This window comes from Azospirillum sp. FG154, from assembly GCF_057809575.1.
The window spans coordinates 63,011-84,735 of record NZ_JBMDKF010000010.1 but is presented as its reverse complement, the minus strand read 5'-3'; the positions used below and the strand labels follow the sequence as shown (position 1 = coordinate 84,735).

General features: G+C 68.8%; 10 protein-coding genes. 8 read left to right on the top strand and 2 right to left on the bottom strand.

The window, feature by feature from the left end:
* The first annotated feature begins 104 nt into the window (after positions 1 to 104).
* The 7 genes from ACODS4_RS13725 to ACODS4_RS13695 all read left to right on the top strand — a co-directional run bounded on the left by ACODS4_RS13725 (position 105) and on the right by ACODS4_RS13695 (position 8,489).
* Positions 105 to 296 carry a hypothetical protein gene (locus ACODS4_RS13725; RefSeq protein ID WP_488864498.1) on the top strand — a complete coding sequence of 64 codons (192 nt, stop codon included), beginning with the start codon at positions 105 to 107 and terminating at the stop codon, positions 294 to 296.
* Between the two features lie 10 nt (positions 297 to 306).
* Entirely contained in the window at positions 307 to 396 is a 90-nt protein-coding gene (locus ACODS4_RS13720) for a K(+)-transporting ATPase subunit F (protein ID WP_042698952.1), read from the top strand.
* Positions 397 to 407: 11 nt separating this feature from the next.
* Positions 408 to 2,117, top strand: coding sequence for a potassium-transporting ATPase subunit KdpA (kdpA, locus tag ACODS4_RS13715; RefSeq protein WP_488864496.1), 1,710 nt, complete (start codon positions 408 to 410; stop codon positions 2,115 to 2,117).
* A 14-nt stretch (positions 2,118 to 2,131) separates the two neighbouring features.
* Positions 2,132 to 4,258, top strand: a complete 2,127-nt coding sequence (gene kdpB, locus ACODS4_RS13710) for a potassium-transporting ATPase subunit KdpB (protein WP_488864494.1) — start codon at positions 2,132 to 2,134, stop codon at positions 4,256 to 4,258.
* 14 nt (positions 4,259 to 4,272) lie between these two features.
* Positions 4,273 to 4,881, top strand: a complete 609-nt coding sequence (locus tag ACODS4_RS13705) for a K(+)-transporting ATPase subunit C (protein WP_488864492.1) — start codon at positions 4,273 to 4,275, stop codon at positions 4,879 to 4,881.
* 198 nt (positions 4,882 to 5,079) lie between these two features.
* Entirely contained in the window at positions 5,080 to 7,794 is a 2,715-nt protein-coding gene (locus ACODS4_RS13700; protein ID WP_488864490.1) for a DUF4118 domain-containing protein, read from the top strand.
* Positions 7,791 to 8,489 (top strand): response regulator, encoded by a 699-nt coding sequence (locus ACODS4_RS13695; RefSeq protein WP_488864488.1) that lies wholly within the window; start codon positions 7,791 to 7,793, stop codon positions 8,487 to 8,489. The genes ACODS4_RS13700 and ACODS4_RS13695 overlap by 4 nt, the downstream gene beginning before the upstream one ends.
* Before the next feature lie 9 nt (positions 8,490 to 8,498).
* Here the strand turns inward: ACODS4_RS13695 and lhpI are convergent, their stop codons facing one another.
* A complete protein-coding gene (gene lhpI / locus ACODS4_RS13690; protein WP_488864487.1) occupies positions 8,499 to 9,422 on the bottom strand; it encodes a bifunctional Delta(1)-pyrroline-2-carboxylate/Delta(1)-piperideine-2-carboxylate reductase in 924 nt (307 codons plus the stop codon).
* 222 nt (positions 9,423 to 9,644) lie between these two features.
* Here lhpI and chrA point away from each other — a divergent pair, with 222 nt between their 5' ends.
* Positions 9,645 to 11,045 carry a chromate efflux transporter gene (gene chrA, locus ACODS4_RS13685; protein ID WP_488864485.1) on the top strand — a complete coding sequence of 467 codons (1,401 nt, stop codon included), beginning with the start codon at positions 9,645 to 9,647 and terminating at the stop codon, positions 11,043 to 11,045.
* Between the two features lie 57 nt (positions 11,046 to 11,102).
* On the opposite strand, the gene ACODS4_RS13680 is transcribed toward chrA, so the two are convergent.
* Positions 11,103 to 21,665 (bottom strand): amino acid adenylation domain-containing protein, encoded by a 10,563-nt coding sequence (locus tag ACODS4_RS13680; protein WP_488864483.1) that lies wholly within the window; start codon positions 21,663 to 21,665, stop codon positions 11,103 to 11,105.
* Positions 21,666 to 21,725: the final 60 nt, after the last annotated feature.

Below are 21,725 nucleotides of genomic sequence, written 5' to 3'. Positions count from 1 at the left end.
TCGCGACGGACCACCCAACCCGGCGTATATAGGTTTTATACGCCAAGCCGTCTCCGGCCCGTCTCGAATCTATATGCGCTTGGGGCGCATCGTCTCCTGACCGGATGGGCTTTCGGCGTCGCCTCGGCGACGCGGAGGGCCGGTTCGGCCTGTTCGCGCCTGTCTCCGCCGCCCGGTGCGCGGCGGCGCGGCGCGCCCTTGGGAGACCATTCATGCTCGACATTCTCGTCCTTGCGATCACCGTCGGATTTTTCGCCGGGGCGATCGCCTACGTCCACGCCTGCGACCGGCTGTGAGGAGGCGTCCATGACCCTTGATTATGCGCTGGCCGGTCTCGTGACCGCCGGTCTTCTGGCGTATCTCGTCTACGCCCTGATCCGCCCCGAACGGTTCTGAGGAGCCTTCCCATGACCGTCAACGGTTGGATTCAAATTCTGGTCTTCATCGCCCTGGTGGTCGCCGTCACGCGCCCGCTGGGCGGTTTCATGACCACCGTCTTCACGGGCGAACGCAACCTCTTGTCCCCCCTGCTTGGCCCGGTCGAGCGTGGGCTGTACCGGCTGGCGGGCGTCGATGCCGCCCGTGAACAGCATTGGGTGTCCTACGCCGTGTCGGCGCTGCTGTTCAGCGCCGTCGGCATGCTGGCGCTTTACGCGATGCAGCGCTTTCAGGCCGTCCTGCCCTTCAACCCGCAGGAGATGGCGAACGTGCCCGCCGATCTCGCCTTCAACACGGCGGCGAGCTTCACCACCAACACCAACTGGCAGAATTACGGCGGCGAAAGCACGATGAGCAATCTCGTGCAGATGGCCGGGCTGACCTTCCACAATTTCGTGTCGGCGGCGACCGGAATCGCGCTGGCCGTGGCGCTGGCGCGTGGCTTCGCCCGCGCGTCGACCCGCACCATCGGCAATTTCTGGGTCGATCTGACCCGCTGCACGCTGTATGTGCTGCTGCCGCTCTGCCTGGTTTACGCGCTGTTCCTGGTCTGGCAGGGCGTGCCGCAGAGCTTGGACGGCTTCATCGACGCCACCACGCTGGAGGGCGCCAAGCAAAGCATCGCCATCGGCCCCGTCGCCTCGCAGGAGGCGATCAAGATGCTGGGCACCAACGGCGGCGGCTTCTTCAACGCCAACTCGGCCCACCCGTTCGAGAATCCCAATGCCCTGACCAACATGGTTCAGATGCTGTCGATCTTCGCGCTGGGCGCCGGTTTGACCAACCTGTTCGGGCGCATGGTCGGCGACGAGCGCCAGGGCTGGGCCATTCTGGCCGCCATGGGCGTGCTGTTCGTCGCGGGCGTGTCCGTCGCCTATTGGGCGGAGGCGCAGGCCAACCCGGCCTTCGCCGCCTTCGGCGTCGATGGTCTGGCCGGAAACATGGAAGGCAAGGAAACCCGCTTCGGCATCGCCGCCAGCGCGCTGTTCGCCACCGTCACCACGGCGGCCTCCTGCGGCGCCGTCAACGCCATGCATGACAGCTTCATGCCGTTGGGCGGCATGATCCCGATGATCAACATGATGCTGGGCGAAATCATCATCGGCGGCGTCGGCGCCGGTCTGTACGGCATGCTGCTGTTCGCCATCATCGCGCTGTTCGTCGCCGGTCTGATGGTCGGGCGCACCCCGGAATATCTGGGCAAGAAGCTGGAGGCGAAAGAGGTCAAGATGACCATGCTCGCCGTGCTGTGCTTGCCGGTGATGATGCTGGGCTGGACCGCCGTCGCCGTGGTCCTCGACACCGGAACCGCGTCGATGGCCAACGCCGGGCCGCACGGCTTTTCCGAAGCGCTCTACGCCTACGTCTCGGCGGCGGCCAACAACGGCAGCGCCTTCGGCGGGCTGAGCGGCAACACGCTTTGGTACAATCTGACGCTGGCCGTCGGCATGCTGGTCGGTCGTTTCTTCGTGATCGTGCCGATGCTGGCCATCGCCGGATCGCTGGCGGCCAAGAAGCGCTCGCCGGTGTCGGCGGGAAGCTTCCCCACCCATGACGGGCTGTTCGTCGGCCTGCTGGTCGGCGTCATCCTGATCGTCGGCGGCCTGACCTTCTTTCCGGCTCTCGCGCTTGGCCCCATCGTCGAGCATCTCGCGATGACCGCCGGAACCCTCTTCTGATCGGAATTCCGTTCATGGACGCTCACACGAAAAAGGCCGGTCGTTCGCAGGCGAGCACGCTGCTGGACCCGGCCATCCTCGGCCCGGCGGTCGCCGGTTCGCTCCGCAAGCTCGACCCCCGCGTCATGGCCCGCAACCCGGTGATGTTCTGCGTCGAGATCGTCGCGGCGCTGACCACCCTTCTGCTGCTGCGCGACATGGCGACGGGCGCCGCTGGCGTCGTCTTTGGCGCGCAGATCGTCGTCTGGCTGTGGTTCACCCTGATCTTCGCCAATTTCGCCGAGGCGGTGGCCGAGGGGCGCGGCAAGGCCCAGGCGGCCAGCCTGCGCAAGACCAAGACCGAAACCAACGCCCGCCTGCTGGGGGCCGATGGTCAGGTCGGCCAGTTCGTCCCCGCCACCCGGCTGAAGCCGGGCGACGTGGTGCTGGTGGAGGCGGGCGACATCATCCCGTCCGACGGCGAGGTGGTGGAGGGCGTGGCCTCCGTCAACGAGGCGGCGATCACCGGCGAATCCGCCCCGGTCATCCGCGAAAGCGGCGGCGACCGTTCGGCGGTGACGGGCGGCACCCAGGTGATTTCCGATTGGATCAAGGTGCGGATCACGGCGGCCCCCGGCTCGACATTCCTCGACCGCATGATCGCGCTGGTCGAAGGCGCGCAGCGCCAGAAGACGCCGAACGAGATCGCGCTGAACATCCTGCTGGCGGGGATGACCATCATCTTCGTCATCGCCGTGGCGACGATCCCCAGCTTCGCCGCCTACGCGGGCGGTTCGGTCAGCGTGCTGGTGCTGGTGGCGCTGTTCGTCACGTTGATCCCGACCACCATCGGCGCGCTGTTGTCGGCCATCGGCATCGCCGGCATGGACCGTCTGGTCCGCTTCAACGTGCTGGCCATGTCGGGCCGCGCTGTGGAGGCGGCGGGCGACGTGGACACGTTGCTGCTCGACAAGACCGGCACCATCACGTTGGGCAACCGGCAGGCGGCGGAGTTCCTGCCGGTCTCCGGCGTGTCCGCCCAGGCGCTGGCCGACGCCGCGCAACTCGCCTCGCTGGCCGACGAAACGCCGGAAGGCCGCTCCATCGTCGTGCTGGCCAAGGAAAGCTACGGCATCCGCGCCCGCGACATGGCCGAGATGCGGGCGCATTTCGTCCCCTTCACCGCGCAAACCCGCTTGAGCGGCATCGACGCCGAGGGAACGATCATCCGCAAGGGCGCGGTGGACGCGGTGTTGGCCTTCGCCCACAGCGCGGCGCGCGGGGCCGCGACGGTCGCCGCCGGAAGCACGGTCACGGCGATCCGCTCCGCCGCGTCGGTCGATTCCGCTGAGCGCGAGTTGCTGGCGATCGCCGAGCGCGTCGCCAAGGCGGGCGGCACGCCGCTGGCCGTGGTTCAGGACGGGCGTCTGCTGGGCGTCATCCATTTGAAGGACATCGTCAAGGGCGGCATCCGCGAACGCTTCGCCGAGTTGCGCCGGATGGGCATCAAGACGGTGATGATTACGGGCGACAACCCGATGACCGCCGCCGCCATCGCCGCCGAGGCCGGGGTGGATGATTTCCTGGCGCAGGCGACGCCGGAAGCCAAGCTCCAGCTCATCCGCGACGAGCAGGCCAAGGGCAAGCTGGTCGCCATGTGCGGCGACGGGACCAACGACGCGCCCGCCCTGGCCCAGGCCGACGTCGGCGTGGCGATGAACACCGGCACCATGGCGGCGCGCGAGGCGGGCAACATGGTCGATCTCGACAGCGACCCGACCAAGCTGATCGAGATCGTCGAGATCGGCAAGCAACTGCTGATGACGCGCGGCGCGCTGACCACCTTCTCCATCGCCAACGACGTGGCGAAGTATTTCGCCATCATCCCGGCGATGTTCCTGGCCTTTTACCCGCAACTGGGCGCGCTGAACGTGATGCGTCTGGCCAGCCCGGAAAGCGCCATCCTGTCGGCGATCATCTTCAACGCGCTCATCATCATCGCGCTGATCCCGCTGGCCCTGCGCGGCGTGCGCTATCGGGCGGTGGGGGCGGGGGCGCTGCTGCGCCGGAATCTGTTGATCTATGGCTTGGGCGGTCTGGTCGTGCCCTTCGTCGGCATCAAGGCGATTGACCTGCTCGTCACCGCCATCGGCCTTGTGTGAGGGAATTGGACATCATGCTGAAGGAACTGCGTCCCGCGCTGGTCATGACCGCCGCCTTGACGGTCATCACCGGCCTCGCCTATCCCCTGACCGTCACCGGCGTCGCCCAAGCCGTGTTTCCCCATCAGGCCAACGGCAGCCTGATCGAGCGGAACGGCGTCGTGGTCGGCTCCGCCCTGATCGGCCAGCCTTTCACCGGGGAGCGGTATTTCCAGCCGCGCCCGTCGGCGACCACGACCGCCGATCCGGCGGACGCGAGCAAGAGTGTGGCGGCCCCCTACAACGCGGCCAACTCGATGGGATCCAACCTCGGCCCGACCTCCAAGGCGCTGGTCGAGCGGGTCCAGGCCGACGCCGAACGGCTGAAGGCGGAAAATCCGGGCAAGCCGGTGCCGGTGGAGTTGGTGACGGCGTCCGGCAGCGGGCTGGATCCCGATCTGTCGCCCGCCGCCGCCGAATTCCAGGTTCCCCGCGTCGCCAAGGCGCGCGGCGTGCCCGAGGATGAGGTCCGGCGTCTGGTCGCCGCCAACACCGCGCCGCGCGCGCTTGGCTTTCTGGGCGAACCGACGGTCAATGTCCTGACGCTGAACCTTGCCTTGGACAAGGTAACGGCGAGCCGCTAAGCAGATGCGCAGAGGCTTGCGCGCGCGTCGCCCCCTCCCTAACCCTCCCCCGCGTCGCGGGAGAGGGAACTCCGCCTCAGGCCGACAAGGCTCCAAGCTCCCTCTCCCGCGTGAGCGGGGGAGGGTCGGGGAGGGGGCCGACGCGCCAGCGCAACGTTGCTTGGGAATGACGAACCGCATGGGGGAGGGAGCCGCCGGATGACGGAGGAACGCGACAACCGACCATCGCCCGACGCGCTGCTGCGTCAGGCGGCGCGGGAGGAGCGTGGGCGCCTCAAAATCTTCCTGGGCGCCGCCCCCGGCGTCGGAAAAACCTTTGAGATGCTGCAAACCGCCCAGGCCAAACGGCGGGAGGGAATTGATCTGGTCGTCGGCGTGGTCGAAACCCACGGGCGGCGGGAAACCGAAGCCCTGGTGGCGGGGCTGGAGGTCGTTCCGCGCCGCCGGATCGACTACAAGGACCATGTGCTTGACGAGATGGACCTCGACGCCATCCTCGCCCGGCGGCCCAAGATCGTTCTGGTGGACGAGCTGGCCCACACCAACGCCCCCGGCTCCCGCCACGCCAAGCGCTATCTGGACGTCGAGGAACTGCTGGCCGCCGGAATCGACGTCTACAGCACCTTGAACATCCAGCATGTCGAAAGCCTGAACGACGTCGTCGCCAAGATCACCCGCGTCCGCGTGCGGGAGACCGTGCCGGATTCCATCGTGGACCGCGCCGACGACATCGAGGTGATCGACATCACGCCGGACGACCTGATCCAGCGGCTTCAGCAGGGCAAGGTCTATGTCCCGCGCACGGCGGAACGGGCGATCCGCCATTACTTCTCGCCCGGCAACCTCACCGCCCTGCGCGAATTGGCGCTGCGCCGCACGGCGGAGCGGGTGGACGAGCAGTTGCTCACCCACATGCAGGCGAACGCGATTTCCGGCCCCTGGGCGGCGGGCGAACGGCTGCTGGTCTGCGTCAACGAGGACGCCACCGGCGCGGCGCTGGTCCGCTACGCCCGCCGACAGGCTGAACGGCTGCGCGCGCGCTGGGGGGCGATCCATGTGGAAACCAGCCGCGCCCTGCGCCTGACCGAGGCCGAACGCGACCGCATCGCCGACACCCTGCGTCTGGTCGAACGCTTGGGGGGGGAGGCGGTGACGGCGCCCGGTCGCGACGTGGCCGAAACCGTCGTCGAACACGCGCGCGCCAACAACGTCACCCACCTCGTCATCGCCAAATCCCGGCGTTCCCGCTGGTCGGAATTGCTGCGCGGGTCGGTGGCGCACAGCCTGATCCGTCGGGCGGGCGACATCAGCGTGCATGTGATCGCCGCCACTTCCGGCGATCCGATCCCGCCCAAGACGGTTAAGACGGCTCCATCGGGCCGCGAGGCCTTCGCGTGGTGGCCCTACGTCGCCGCCACCGGCTATGTCGCGGCGGCGCTGGGGGTCGGCCATGTGCTGCACCGGGTGGTGGCGCTCAACAACATGGCGCTGGTCTTCCTGACCGCCGTTCTGGCCAGCGCCGTCACCGGCGGGTTGGCCCCGTCGCTCTACGCCAGCGTCGTCAGCGTGCTGGCCTTCAATTATTTTTTCCTGCCGCCGCTCTACACCTTCACCATTTCCGATCCCGAAAACATCGTCGCCCTGTTCGTCTTCGCCGTGGTCGCGGTGATCGCCAGCAATCTGACCGCGCGGGTGCGGGCGCAGGCGGTGACGGCGCGGGCGCGGGCCAAGACCACCGAGGATCTCTATCTCTTCAGCCGCAAGCTGGCCGGGGTCGTCACCATGGATGATCTGCTGTGGGCCACCGCCTATCAGATCGCCGCCATGCTGAAGGTCCATGTCGTGCTGCTGTTGCCGGAGGGGGAAAGCGTCGCCGTCCGCGCCGGATACCCGCCGGAGGACGTGATCGAGGACGCCGATCTGGCCGCCGCGATCTGGGCCTGGGAAAACAACCGCCCGACGGGGCGGGGGGCCGACACGTTGCCCGGCGCCAAATGGCTGTTTCTGCCGATGCGCACCGGGCGCGGGCTGGTCGGCGTCGTCGGCATCGACACGGGCGGCGCCGGCGCGCGAACCGGCAGCTTTCTGACGCCCGACCAGCGCCGCTTGCTCGACGCCCTGATCGACCAGGCCGCGCTGGCCATCGAACGGGTGACGCTGGCCGAGGATGTGGACCGGGCCAAGCTGGCGGCGGAAACCGAACGCTTGCGGTCGGCCCTGTTGACCTCCATCTCCCATGATCTGCGCACGCCGCTCGCCTCCATCCTCGGCTCCGCCACCAGCCTGAAGAGCTACGGGCCGATGCTCGACGACGCGGCGCGGCTGGAATTGACCTCGACGATCCAGGAGGAGGCGGAGCGGCTGAACCGCTTCATCGCCAATCTGCTGGACATGACGCGGTTGGAATCCGGGGCGATCCGCCCGCGCGCCGACGCGGTCGATCTGTCGGAAGTGGTCGGCAGCGCGCTGGAACGGGTGGGCCGCATCCTGGCCGGGCATCGGGTGACGATGGATCTCGCCGCCGATCTGCCGATGGTGGCGATCGACGCGGTGCTGTTTGAACAGGCGTTGTTCAATCTGCTGGACAACGCGGGCAAATACGCCCCCGCCGGGTCGCTCATCACCGTGCGCGCCCGCGCGGAGCCGGGAAGGTTGCGGGTCGAGGTGCTGGACGAGGGCGACGGGATTCCGCCCGAAGACGTGGAACGCATCTTCGACAAGTTCTATCGTGTCCACGCCCAGGACCGGCAGCGCGCGGGCACCGGGCTTGGGCTGGCGATCTGCCGTGGCTTCGTCGAGGCGATGGGCGGGACCATCGCCGCCGCCAACCGCCGCGACCGCAGCGGCGCGGTCTTCACCCTGACCCTGCCCGAAGCCGCAGCCCTGCCCCGGTTGGAGGAGACGCCGCTGTGAAATCCGAAGCCGCCCCCCTGCGCGTGCTGATCGTCGATGACGAACCGCCGATCCGCCGTTTCCTGCGCGCCAGCCTGTCGGCCCAGGGCTACGACATCGTCGAGGCCGAGGATGGCGTGAAGGCGCTGGACGAGGTGCGGCGGATGTCGCCCGACGTTCTGGTGCTTGATCTGGGCTTGCCGGGAATGGACGGGCTGGAGGTCATCCGCCGCCTGCGCGGCGGCGGCGCGACCCTGCCGATCATCGTGCTGTCGAGCCGGGCGGACGAGGCGGGGAAGGTCGAGGCGCTGGATCTTGGCGCCGACGATTACGTGACCAAGCCCTTTGGCGTCGATGAACTGCTGGCCCGCCTCCGCGCCGCCCTGCGCCACAAGCTGCAACAGCAGGGCGAACGCCCCGTCTTCCGCAGCGGCGCCTTGACGGTCGATCTGGTGCGCCGGATCGTGACGGCTCAGGGGGCGGAGGTGAAGCTGTCGCCGCGCGAATACGACCTGTTGCGCATTCTGGTGGCGCACGCGGGGAAGGTGCTGACCCACCGCTTCATCTTGAAAGAGGTGTGGGGCGGGGACACCGACGTTCAGTATCTGCGGATCTACATCCGCCAACTGCGTCAGAAGATCGAACCCGATCCCGAGCGTCCCCACCACATCCTGACCGAAACCGGCGTCGGCTATCGCCTGCGCGCGCCGGATTGAGGCGTCCGGTCAGCCACGCTGCGCCAAGGCGCAGCGGGCGGCGGCGAGATCCCAGGCGGCGCAGCCCACGCTTTTGAACAAACGCGGCGCGTCGGGGGCGGCGCCGTCCAGCGCGTCGGCCAGGGAGTGGACCTTGGTCCAATCGAAACCGGCCTGAATCAGGTCGCCCGCCTCGTGCCGCCCGCCCGCCGGGTCATCGACGAACACCGCGCTGCCCAGCACCGGGACCGCGCCGAACTCCGCCATCTCCGGCTTGAAGGCGCCGACGCCGATCAACAGGCGATCCGGGCGCGGTTGTTCGTCATACACCGGGCTGCGGCTGGTGGTGAGCGCGATGACCACTTGGGCGGCGGAATCGACCGGGCCGCAGGCGGGGCGCAGATCCAAACCCGTTTCACCCCCCAGTCCGCCTTGCCGGGCGACGAAGGCGGCGGCGGCGTCCAGGCTGCGGGCGTGGACATCGACCCGGATTCCGGGATGCAGGGCGGCCAGCGCCTCGATGTGGCTGGCGGTCTGCTTGCCCGCGCCGATCAACGCGACGTGGGACACCGGCTGCGGCGCCAGCGTCTGGATGGCCAGCAGGGAGACGGCGGCGGTGCGCCGCCCGGTGACGGTCGGCCCGTCCAGCACCATCAGCGGCGCGCCGGTGGCGGCGTCGAACAGGCTGACCACGCCGTGGATGGTCGGCAACCCGCGCGCGCCGTTGGCCGGGCAGACGTTGACCAGCTTGTGAATGGCGATGTCCGACGCGGTGGCGGGCATCGACAGCAGCACGCCGTCCAACGGCAGCGGCAGCACCTGCCGCTCCGGGGCGGCGATGCGCCCGGCGGCGTAATCGCGCGCCGTGTCGGCCAAAATCCGGCACAGCGGCCCGAAGGGCAGAAGGGCGGCGGTCTGGTCGGCGTTCAGCACCGGCATGGTGGATCCCGGCATGGGAATAACTCTCCTTGTGAGGACGTCGTCGCCAGCGTTGTAGACGATTGCTCAGGCGACGCACAGACCGCGTGACGGCTTTCCGCAAGCCGCCTCCGCTTGCGCGTGCCGAGATTCATCCACGACATTGACCGGAAGGACAGTATGTTCGGTCGGGCGGCGGCGGGACTGACCCGTCAGCCCCCCTTTCCGGGACCAGCAATCAGAAGAGGATGCGAAAGCATGACGGCGGACGGCAAGGAGGCGGGCGGCCTGTCCGCGACCGGGCGGCAGAGGGGGCCGGTCAGCCTTGGCGAGGCGGCGCGCGTCTGGGCGCGGGTCGCCGCGCTCAGCTTTGGTGGGCCAGCCGGACAGATCGCTGTGATGCATCGGATCATCGTCGAGGAAAAGCGCTGGATCGGGGAGGAGCGGTTTCTCCACGCCCTGAATTACTGCATGCTGCTGCCCGGCCCGGAAGCCCAGCAATTGGCGGTTTACATCGGCTGGCTGACCAACCGCACGGCGGGCGGGCTGATCGCCGGGATCCTGTTCGTGCTGCCCGGTATCGTCGCCATCATGGCCTTGAGCTGGGCCTACGCCCTGTTGGGTAAGGTCCCGATGGTCGAGGGGCTGTTCTTCGGGCTGAAGGCGGCGGTGTTGGCCGTGGTGCTGGACGCGGTGGCGCGGGTTGGCAAGCGGGCGCTGAAGAACCGAACGATGATGGCGGTCGCCGCCCTGTCCTTCATCGGGATTTTTCTGTTCGACACGCCCTTTCCCCTCATCATCGCGCTGGCGGGGCTGATTGGTCTGGTCGGCGGGCGGCTTGGCCTGTCGGCCTTTCAGGGCGGCGGCGGCCACGCCACATTCGCCCACAGGGTGGAGGATGCCCAATCCTTGCTGGGATCGGAAACCCCCGCCCACGCGCGGCCCAATCTGGGCTGGTCGCTGCGGGTGTCGGGCGTCTGTCTGGCGCTGTGGCTGCTGCCGGTCGCCGCGCTGCTGGTCGCCTTCGGTCCGGCGGACACTTACAGCCGGATCGCCGTCTTCTTCTCGCAGATGGCGGTGGTGACGTTCGGCGGCGCCTACGCCGTGCTCGCCTATGTCGCGCAACAGGCGGTGGACCATTATGGTTGGCTGCGGCCCGGCGAGATGCTGGACGGGTTGGGCATGGCGGAAACCACGCCGGGGCCGCTCATCATGGTGGTGCAGTTCGTCGGCTTCATGGCGGGGTTTCGCGATCCGGGCGGCCTGCCGCCGCTGTTGGCGGGGACGCTGGCCGGGCTGCTGACCACCTGGGTGACGTTCGTTCCCTGCTTTCTGTGGATCTTTCTGGGCGCGCCCTTCGTCGAGGCGTTGCGCGGCAACCGGACGCTGTCGGCGGCGTTGACGGCGATCACCGCCGCCGTGGTCGGCGTGATCCTGAACCTCGCCATCTGGTTCAGCCTGCACACGCTGTTTCGCGAGCTGCGTCCCTTGCGGTTCGGCGGCATCCGTTTGGATGTTCCGGTGCTGGACAGCCTGGACGCGGCGTCGGCGCTGCTGACCGCCGCCGCGCTGCTGGCGGTCTTCCGTTTCAAGGTTGGGATGATCCCGACCCTGGCCGCCTGTTCCCTCGCCGGGTTGCTGCTGCGCGTCCTGGTTTGACGCGCGGGTCAGCAAGGCCCGTCGCTTTCCTGGAGACGCCCGCCGCGCCTTTCTCCGTTAGGCCGGGGCCATCGCCTCCCGCACCAGCGCCTTGACGATGTCGGTCATGGCCGGCAGGTTGTCGGCGTCGAGGATTGACAGATGGTCGCCCGGCATCGTCCGCACCTCCAGCCCGCCTTGGACCAGCGGCGTCCAACCCAAGCCTGGATCTTTGATGGAATCATCCGGCTCATAATCGTGGAACTCGACCGGGAAGCCGCCTTCGGTGCGGATCACCACCATGTCGCCCGGAATCGGCGCTGGGTCATAGGCGCCAAGCGCGCGGAAATTCGCCTTGAACATGGCGATCATCCGGGCGATGGGCAGGCTGATCGGCCCCATCAGCCCCAAAGCGGCGATGGCGTCGGCTGTGCGGGCGAGTTGCTCGGCTGGAGACAAATGGGCCAGCGCCTCATAAGGTTCCGCCAATTGCTTGCCATAGAGGGCGTACAACCCGCGCGTCATCGCGGTGTGGGCGATGTCGTCGGTCTGGAAGTCGGTCAACCGGGTGCGGGTGCGCACGGTGTCGCCCAGCACCAGCAAGGGCACCGATTCTCCGGCGTCACGCAGGCGGCGGGCCACCTCGATGGCGACGCAGCCGCCATAGGAATGGCCGCCGATCAGATAGGGGCCTTGCGGCTGCGCCCGGCGCAATTCCCGCACCACGTAATCGGCCTGGGCCTCCACCGTGTCGATTGGCTGCTCGGCGCCAAACAGACCGGGCAGTTGCACCGACACGCACGCGATGTCGTCGGCCAGCGCCGCCGCCATGTCGCGCAGATAGAAGGGCAGGGCGAAGATCCCCGGCATCATCGCCAATTTGGGCCGCGTGTCGCCGGCGCGCGGACGGGTGTCGAAACCGACCAACGCGCCGGTCGCGGCGCTTGGCCCCGTCAACTCCTGGGCGATGTGGCGGATGGTCGGCTTTTCAAACAACGCCTGCAAGCCGATCACCCGACCGAAACGCTCGCTGAGCCGTCGCTGCAAGCCGACCAGGGTCAAGGAGGTCGCCCCCAACTCGAACAAGGAACGGTCGGGATCGCAGCCGGATTGGTTCAACGCTTCAGCGACAAGCGCGGCCACCTGCGTTTCCAGCGCTGACAGCGCGGCGGCGGAGGCCGGACTGTCCGTGGCCGTCGCCAACACGCCCAGCGCGCCACGGTCCACCTTGCCGTTGGCCGACAGCGGCAGCCGGTCGATCACCGTGATGGTTTGGGGAACCATATAGGAGGGCAGCTTGGCGGTCAGACTGTCGCGCAGCGCCTTGGCCAACCCGTCATCGGCCAGCGGACGCGGCGTGGTCGCGTCCTCCGCCTTGGCGGCGATCAGCGCGTCAAAGCCCATACGGTCGGACAGGCTGCCGACGACGCGCGGTTCGGCGATGTCCGTGAAGCCGACGGCGGCCAACGCCGCGCGCCACGCATCACGCGACAGCAAGGGATGATGCGGTCGCAACTCCCGGTCGGTGCGCGAATCAAAGCCGGACTGCAAACCCATGTTGAGATCGAACCATGGCAGGAAGCGGGTTTGTTCGACCAGAATCAGCATCCCGCCGGGGGCCAACCTTTCGGCCAAACCGGCCAGACTGTGGCGAAGGTCAGCGGCGACGTGCAGCGCGCTGGAGGCGAGAATCACGTCGTAGCGCTCCGGCGCCGGGGTGGGCAGGCGGTCAAGGTCGAGCCGATCAAAACGGATCCAGGGGCGATCGCCGAACAGCCGCCGCGCCCGATCCACCATGTGGCGGCTGACGTCGGTGAAGTGATAGCGCAGACGATCCACCGGCAAGCCGGGGGCGATGGCGCTCAGCGTGGTGGCGAGACCGCCGCCGACCTCCAGAATCGACAACGGCTTTTCCGTCGCCAGCGCCGCCAGCGCCGCGCCGACGATGGCGTTGGGGGCGGCGAACAGCCGACCGTAGATCTCCGGCGTCTGGTCCGACAGGTAGATGGTGGAGGAGTGTTTCTTCTCCGTCAGGATGTCGGGCAAATCGGCGATGACCGCGTCCAGCATGGCCAACGCGTCGGGACCGAAGCCGAGCGGGTTGTCGATTCCCAATTGGGAAAAGGGCGTCGCCGCTCCGCCAGCCCGCGCCGCTTGGGGGAGCATGCGGTCCAGCCAATCGGCGTAGCGCGGCGCCACGCCATGGCGGGCGATGAAGGCGGCGCGGTCGGGCAAATCCGGGCCCCCCGCCAGTTTGGCAAGCGCGGCGGCGGCGGCGGCGGCGGCGTTCTCCGAGAGGCGGCGTCTCAAATCCTCGAAGGTCGCGTCGTCGATGATCTCCGGCGATCCGGCTTTGGCCGTGTCCTCCGCCGCCCGTTGCGCGACGGCGGCGACGGCGGCGAAGGCGGGCGCGGGTGGGGTGATCTTGGGAACGACGAAGGCGCGCAGGGTCTTCGCGTCGCCCTCGCCCGCCGCGACCACCGCCACAGCGGCGCCGACCTCCTCATGAGCCGACAGGGCGGCTTCGATTTCGCCCAGTTCGATGCGATGGCCCTGGATTTTGACCTGGAAATCCTCGCGGCCCAGAAACTCGATGGGCGTGGCGAGGCCCGGCGGATTCCCGGCATAGGGCCGGAACCGACCGACATCGCCAGTGCGGTAACGCCGGGTTCCCGTCAGCGGGTCGAGGCGGAAGCGTTCCGCCGTGCGCTGCGGGTCGCGCCAATAACCGCGCGCCAGACCTTGGCCGGAAATTTCAATCTCCCCCGTCACCCAGTCGGGGCAGTCCTCGCCCCGCCGGTTGACGACGTGCAGATCATGACCGGCCAGCGGCGTGCCATAGGGGATGCTGGCCCAGGCTGGATCAAGCCGGGTCGCGTCCACCTCCTGGGCGTTGGACCAGATGGCCGCTTCGGTGGCGCCGCCCAAGGAAACCAGCGCAACGGCGGGGGCCGCCTCATGGAGCGACCGCGCCAGATCCACCGGCAGCCAGTCGCCGCTCAGCAACGCCAGCCGCAACCGATGGTCTGCGGGCAATCCATAGGCCAGTTGCATCGCCATCAAGGTCGGCACGCTGTTCCACAACGTCACGCCATGGCGCGACAGCAGCTCCGCCCACGCCGCCGGATCGCGGTTAGCCTCGGGCGGCGGCAGAACCAGCGCGCCGCCGACGCTGAGCGGGCCGAAAATGTCGTAGACCGACAGGTCGAAGTTGAGCGCCGACACCCCCAAGGCGCGGTCGTCGGGACCAACGCCCCAGCGGCGGTTGACCTCCTGCACCGTGGCCCAGGCCGCCTTGTGCTCGATCATCACCCCCTTGGGCAAGCCGGTGGAGCCTGAGGTGTAAATCACATAGGCCAGACGCGCGGGATCCTCCACCGGCTCCAGCGCTGGCGTCGGCTTGCCCGCCCGCGCGGCCTCCAACGCGGCGTCCAGCAAGGCGGGGTTGGTCAGCGCCAGGGCGTCGCCTTGCACCAACAGATGGCGGCGGCGGTCCTCCGGCAGGCCGGGATCGACGGGCAGATAGGCGGCTCCCGCCTTCAAAATCGCCAAAGCGGCGACAATCTGGCGCCAGCCCTTGGCGAAGCCGATGGCGATCAGCCGGTCGCGCGCCGCCGCTGGTCCCCCCATGAAACTGGTCAGCGTCGCCGCCAGATGGCTGGACGCGGCGTCCAGCGTCGCATAATCCAGCGTCTCGTCGGGCGCGATGACGGCGATTCGGTCGGGCGTCGCCCGCGCCTGTCGGACGAAAGCGGCGTGCAGGAACTCATCCGCCGCCACCGGAACCAGCCCGGCGCGGTTCAACGGGGCGGCGACGGCGCTGACCGGTTGATCCCAACCACGCCCGTCCGCCAACGCTTCCAGAAGCCTCTGATAGGCGGCCACCATGCGTTCGACCACGCCGTCGGGGAACAGCCCCTCGACGACGTCCCAATTGCACAGGAGGTTGCCGTCCTCCTCGGAAATCTGCTGGTCGATCCAGACCTGCGGCGTGGACGAGACGTTGAACACCGTCGTTCCCAGCCGGTCCCAGCCGGTGGCGTCGGTGTCCACCGCGTCGCGGACGGCGCCCGGACGGCGAAAGCCCAGGGCGCTGGTGAAGACGACGGGAATGGCGCGCACGCCGGTCCCACGCTGGCGATTCATCAGGCGCAGGACATGGATGCCGCTGACCGCCGCGTGATTCAGATCATCGGCCAGCCGGTGCGACAGGGTCGTGGCGCGGTCGTCGAAGCGCGGCGCCGTCGCGTCCACCTCCAACAGAATGGTCGAGGTGAAATCGCCCACCAGCGAACCGATGTCCGGGTGCAGCCCCGGCCGGTTGAAGGACGTGACGGTCAGACAGAAGCGGTCGTTGCGGCTCCAGGCCGCCAGCGTGTCGGCGTAAGCCGCCGCCATCAAGGTGGACAGGGTCAGCCCACGGCGCCGCGCCTCTCCCCGCAGGGCGTCGGCGGCGGTCGCCGGGATCACCACGCGATGACGGACAAAACGCGGGTTCTTGCGCGCCGCGTTTTCCACGATCACCGGCAAATCGGGACCACCGGGCAGCGTCGCCGCCCGTTCCGCCCAATAGCGTTCGGCCCGCCGCCAGTCGTCGGTTTCGCGGTAGGCCAACTCCTCCAGCACATAATCGCGGAAGCTGAGGCCGATGGGCGGCAAATCCTCGTTCAAATCATCGTAGAGGCGGCCCCATTCCTGACGCAGGGCGAACATGCTGGCGGCGTCCAGCGCGATCAGGTCAAAGCCGGTGTGAATGCGCGCCATCGTCTCGAACAGCGTCACCCGCACCTCGAACAGCGGCCAAGCGGCGGGTTCGGCCACCCGGCGCGGCAGCTCGCGGCGCAAGCGCTCCAACTCCGGGCCGGGATCCTGGCCGCGCAGGTCGAGCACCTGGAATTTATACTCCGGAACCTCGGGCAGAATGCGCTGACGGCCATCCGCCTCGATTATCATGCGCAGCATGTCATGGCGCTGGATCAAGCGGTTGAAGGCGCGCTCCACCCGGTCAAGGTCGAGACGCGCGCTGTCGAATTCGGTGTAGAGGTAACAGCCGACCGCGCCCAATTCCAAATCGTCGCGCCGACCAAACCAATAGGCCTGCTGCATTTCCGTCAAGGGGAACGGCGCGTGGCGGTTGGCCAGATCAGCGACGATGGCCCGTCCGGTCGGGGCTGGCGGCTGGATCGCCGTCGGCTTGGACGATTCGACGACCGGGGCCGGGCCTTCTCCCTGCAACGCCGTGACGATGGAGGCCAACGAGGCGCCCTCGATCAGGTCGCGGACCGACACCGCGCCGCCCAACTCCTTTTCCACCCGATTCTTGATCTCGACTGCGACCAGACTGTCGAGGCCCAATTCATACAGGGGGGTTTGCGGATCGGGCGCCGTCTTCAACCCCAGCAAATCGCAGACGATGGCCGCCACGCGGTCGGCGACGCCCGATGCGGCGGGACGCGGAACGGGAACGGAGACCGCCGCCGTTTCCGGCGTCGGCAATTGCGCGACGATGGCGGCGACCGACGCCCCCTCGATCAGATCGCGCACGGAGATTTCAACGCCGAACGCCGCCTGCACCCGATTCTTGATCTCGACCGCGACCAGACTGTCGAGGCCCAATTCATACAGCGGGGTTTGCGGATCGACGGTCCCGGCGATGCTCAACACCTCGCGGACGATGCGCGTGACCGCCATCAAGGGATCGGCGGCCAATGAACGCGGCGCGGTCGGCGGCGGCGGCGGCGCCACGCTTTCCACGACCGCCGTCGTTTTGGCGATCTCGGCGTAGAGTTTGGGCGCGGCGCCGTCGAAATTGCCGGTGAAGGCGGACCAATCCACCGAAGGCAACACCAGCAGACATCTCGCTCCCTGCGGGCCATCGGCCCCCAGCGCGGCGGCGAAGGCGGCGACGCCCCGTTCCGGCGCGATGCTGCCCAGCCCCAATTGTTCGGCCTGACGGTCGAAGCCCAGCCGGGCGGCGGCGCCGACGCCGCTCCACACGCCCCAATCCAGGCTGAGGCCGGGCAAGCCTTCGGCCCGGCGGGACGCCGCCAAGCCATCAAGGAAGGCGCTGGCGAAGGCGTGGTTGGCCTGTCGGGCGGAACCCAGCACCCCGGCGGCCGAGGCGAACAGGATGAAACGCTTCACCGGATGGGCGCGGGTCGCCCGATCCAGCGCCAGCGCGCCGCCGATCTTGCCGCGCAACACCCGGTCAATGGTCACGTCGTTCAGCGCCGCCGCCGGGGCGTTGGCCAACGCCCCGGCGGCGTGGATCACCCCCTCGACATCGCCAGCCTCCGCCAGAAGGCGCGTCAGCAGCGCCTCATCCGCCGCGTCGCCGACGACGGCCTGGATCGGGGCGCCAACCTCCGGCAAGGGATCGGGCAAGCGACGACCCAGCAGGATCAGCCGCGCCGCGCCGCGCGCCGCCAGCCAGCGGGCGATTTCCAAGCCCAAACCGCCAAAACCGCCGGTAATCAGCCACGCGCCGCCAATCGTCGGGGTCGCCGCCGCGACGTTCGCCGCGCTCAGCCGCGCGCCTTGGCGCCCGCTGGCGGTCAAGCGGATTTCCTCGTCGTCGTCCGCCGCGCCCGCAAGCAATTCCGCCGCCAGCCGGGAGACCGGCAAAGCGTCTTCCGTCACCACCAGCCGGGCGCGCAGGTCCGGTTGCTCCATCGCCAGCGTGCGCACAAAGCCGCTGAGACCGGCGTGGGCCAAACAGTCTTCGGCGATCAGCGTCAGGCGCGGCGGATGGCCGCGCTCGTCCAAAGTGCGGGCGAGGTCGGCCAACTCGCGCATCAACGCCGTTTGCCCGGCCAGATCGACCGTGGCGGGGGCGACGACCTGAACCCAATGCGTGGCGTCCTCCGCCGCGACGATCCGACCGCCCGCCGCCGTCAGGGCCAAGGTCAAATCCTCCGAACCAGCCACATGCCATGAGACGGCGGAGGTCGCCGCCGCCACCGGCTTACGGGCGACGATGATGTCGCAGCCGGGGATGACGCCCGGCTCAAAACCAGCCTGCCGCAACGCCCTGTCCCAGCGCGTGGCGTCGAGCAGCGGGTGATTGGGCCGCAAATCGGTGTCGGTGAAGCGCCACCAGCCTTCGGTCAGGCCGAACACGATGTCCACCCAACGGCGCGGGCTGGCGCTCTCGATCAGCAGCAGCACGCCGCCGGGGGCCAGCAGATGGCCGATGCGCTCCAAACCTTGAACGATGTCGCGGGTGGCGTGCAGCACGTTGGCGGCCAGAACGACGTCAAAGCCGCCCGCCGTCAGCCCCTGGGCCAGCGGATCGCTTTCAATGTCCAGAACCGCCGTCCGCAAGCCGGAACGCTTGAACTTGCGCCGCGCCTCGGCGAGGAAGGCTGGCGAGACGTCGGTGAACAGATACTGGGCCGGCGCCTCGCCCAGCCCCTCCAACATGGCGCCGGTGGCGCCGCCGGTGCCGGCGCCGACCTCCAGCACGCGCAGGCCGCGCCCGGCGGGCGACGCGCCGACCAGCGCGCCCATGGCGGCGCGCAGCAAGCCGTTGACGGTGTGGGCGTAGGCGGAATCCTGGTAGAAGGCTCCCGCCCCGGCCTCGTTTCCATCGGCGGGGAACAACAGGCCCAGCGGGTCCACGGCGCCGGTCAACACCCCGGCCAAGGCCATGCCGCAACGCCGGAGCACGGCGATTTCGCCCGCCATCGCGGCGAAACGGGCGGCCAAATCGGCGCACTCCGCCGCGAGGGCTTCGTCATTGGCGCGCGGCGGCGCGGTTTCGGCCACGCGCCAGCGGTTGCCTTCCCGCGTCAACGCGCCGTCCTGTTCCAGGATGTCCAGCAAACGGCGGAACAGCCGGGCGTGCTGATCGGCGACGCTCAGGCTTTCCGCCAGCGCGCCCGGCGTCACCAGCCGACCGGGGCGGAAATCGAAGCCCAGATCCCAAAACGCCCGGACGACGCAACGGCTGGCGAAGTCCTCCATCGCCGCCGCCGCTTCGGCGTAACCGGCCATGGCGTGGCGTTCGCCCAAGCGCGCCGCCTCCACCGCCAGATCGTCGGCCAGCGTCGCGGCGGCGGGGAAGAAATCGGCCGGTCCGGCGTACAGGGGCTGATCGCGCCAGATCCGTTGGTAAAAGCCATGCGGGTTGGGGGCGGCGGCTCGGTCAAAGGTCAGATCCTCCACCCGCAGGCAAACGCCGCCCGCGTCAAGAATCTCCACCGTCGCGCTCACGCGGTCGTCGTCACGGCGGGCGACGCAGGCCGCCTCCAGCGCGCCCTTGGGTCGGTGGAACAGGGTGACTCGGCCAATGCGCGACGGCACCAGCAACGCGTCGCCCGCCGCCGGAAGCGCGGCCGAGACCAACGACAACGCGGCGTCGAGCAGCGCTGGATGAACGACGAAGTCGCCACCGGCGGGCGGCGCCGTCAAGACCGCGCGGGCGGCGCCGTCGGCGCGGGTCACGCGGTCCAGCAAGCGCATGGCCGGACCATGGCGCACGCCGAGCGCCGCCATCGCGTCGTAAACCGCGTCGGTCGCCACCGGGGTTTCGCAAGGCGCGGTCAACGGCGGCGCGTTGTCGCCCGCCGGTTCGACGCGGCCAACGGCGTGGACGGTCGTCGCCTCGTCGCCTCCGGCCATGGCGACGCTGACGACGCGGAAATCGCCGCCGGGGCCGACGATGGTCTGCACCCGCCGCGTCGCGTCCATCGGCGTGGCGAAGGGGGCGGGAATGCGCAAATCCACCACCGCGTGCCCCGGAAACGCCGCCAACAGCATTTCGACGTAACAGGCGGCGGGCAGCGTCGCCGTTCCCGCGACGACGTGGTCCGCGAGGAAAGCCAGGGCCGGACGACCGGAGCGGATGACCGATTCCCAGCGGCTTTCTCCCGACAGCGGCAGGCTGATCCGACGACCCAGCAGCGGCGGACCGTCTTCGATGGGAGACGCGGCGGCGGTCGGCTGGGCCGTGTCGCCGTCGATCCAATAGCGTTCCCGCTCGAACGGATAAGCGGGCAGCGCCACCCGTCGCCCGCTGATGGCGGGCAAGGCGGGGTGCGGCGCGTTGCTGGGCTGGGCGCCGTCCAACTCCTCGGCGGAGCCGACCAGCACCCACCAGGCCAGCCGCGCCCGCCCCACCGCCGCCGTATGGGCGATGTCGCGGAAGCTCTCCGTGGTTTCCGCCAAGAACCGCCGGTAACGGCCAATCAACTCCGCCAGCGCCTGCGGGGTGCGCGCGGAAATCAGCAGTTTCGGCGCCGCGCCATCCTCGGCAACCGGCGTTTCGACCACCGGCGGCGCGGTCTCCAGGATCAAATGCGCGTTGGTCCCGCTGAAGCCGAAGGAACTGACCCCCACCCGCGTCACCGGCCCCTCCACCCGCGTCACCGGCACGCGGATATCGACGCCCGACAGGTCGATGTGCGGATTGAGCCGGGTGAAGTGCAAATTGGGCGGGATCGCCTGATGGCGCAGCATTTGCGCCGCCTTGATAAGCCCGGCGACGCCGGAAGCGGCCTCCGCGTGGCCGATGTTGGTCTTGACCGCGCCGACATAAAGCGCCCGGTCGCGCTTTCCGAACACCGCCTTCAGCGCCTGCATTTCGATGGGATCGCCCAGCGCGGTGCCGGTGCCATGCGCCTCGATATAGTCCATGGCGTCGGGGTCCAGCCGGGCGTTGGCCAGCGCCTGACGGATCACCGCCTCTTGCGCCAAGCCGTTCGGCGCGGTCAGCCCGGCGCTGCGGCCATCCTGGTTGACCGCCGATCCGCGAATCACCGCGATGACGCGGTCGCTATCGGCCTGCGCGTCGGCCAGCCGTTTCAGCACCAGCACGCCGCAGCCCTCGCCCCGGACATAGCCGTCCGCTCCGGCGTCGAAGGTCTTGCAAGCGCCGTCGGGGGACAGCATCCGTCCCTGACAGAAATTGACGGTGATGTCCGGCGCCAGCATCAAATTGACGCCGGCGGCCAGCGCGAGATTGGATTCGCGGTTGCGCAACGACTGCACCGCAAGATGGGTCGCCACCAGCGACGACGAGCAAGCGGTGTCCACGGCCAGACACGGCCCCTGAAAACCGAAGGTGTAGGACAGCCGCCCAGACGCGACGCTGGCGGCGTTGCCCGCCCCGGCTGAGGCGTTGCTGCCCGACCCTTGCGCGGTTTTCGACAGCAACGCCGAGTAATCGTTGGTGGAAATGCCAAGAAACACCCCGGTGCGGCTGCCGACCAGCGTCGGCGCGGCGATCCCGGCGTCCTCCAAAGCCTCCCACGCCACCTCCAGGAGCAACCGTTGCTGCGGGTCGACGCCCACGGCCTCACGCGGCGACATGCGGAAGAACAGCGGATCGAAACGATCCACCCCGTCGATGAAACAGGATTTGCGGACATACATCTTGCCCGGCGCCCCCGGCGTCGGATCATAGAGGGCGTCCACGTCCCAGCGATCCCCCGGAATCTCCCGCGCCCCGTCGCGCCCGGTTTCCAACGCCCGCCAGAACGCCGCCGGATCATCGCCCCCCGCCGGGTAGCGGCACCCCATGCCGACGATGGCGATGGGGGCGTGCGTGGCCTCCTCCAGCTCCGCGTTGCGCGACCGCAGAATTTTCAGAGCCATCACCGCCTTTTGCATCGGGGTCATGGCATCGGCCTTATCGCTCATCGCGCGCTCCGGAAATATCGACAAGGAGGGGAATGCTGACGGCGTGACGATATCAAGCTT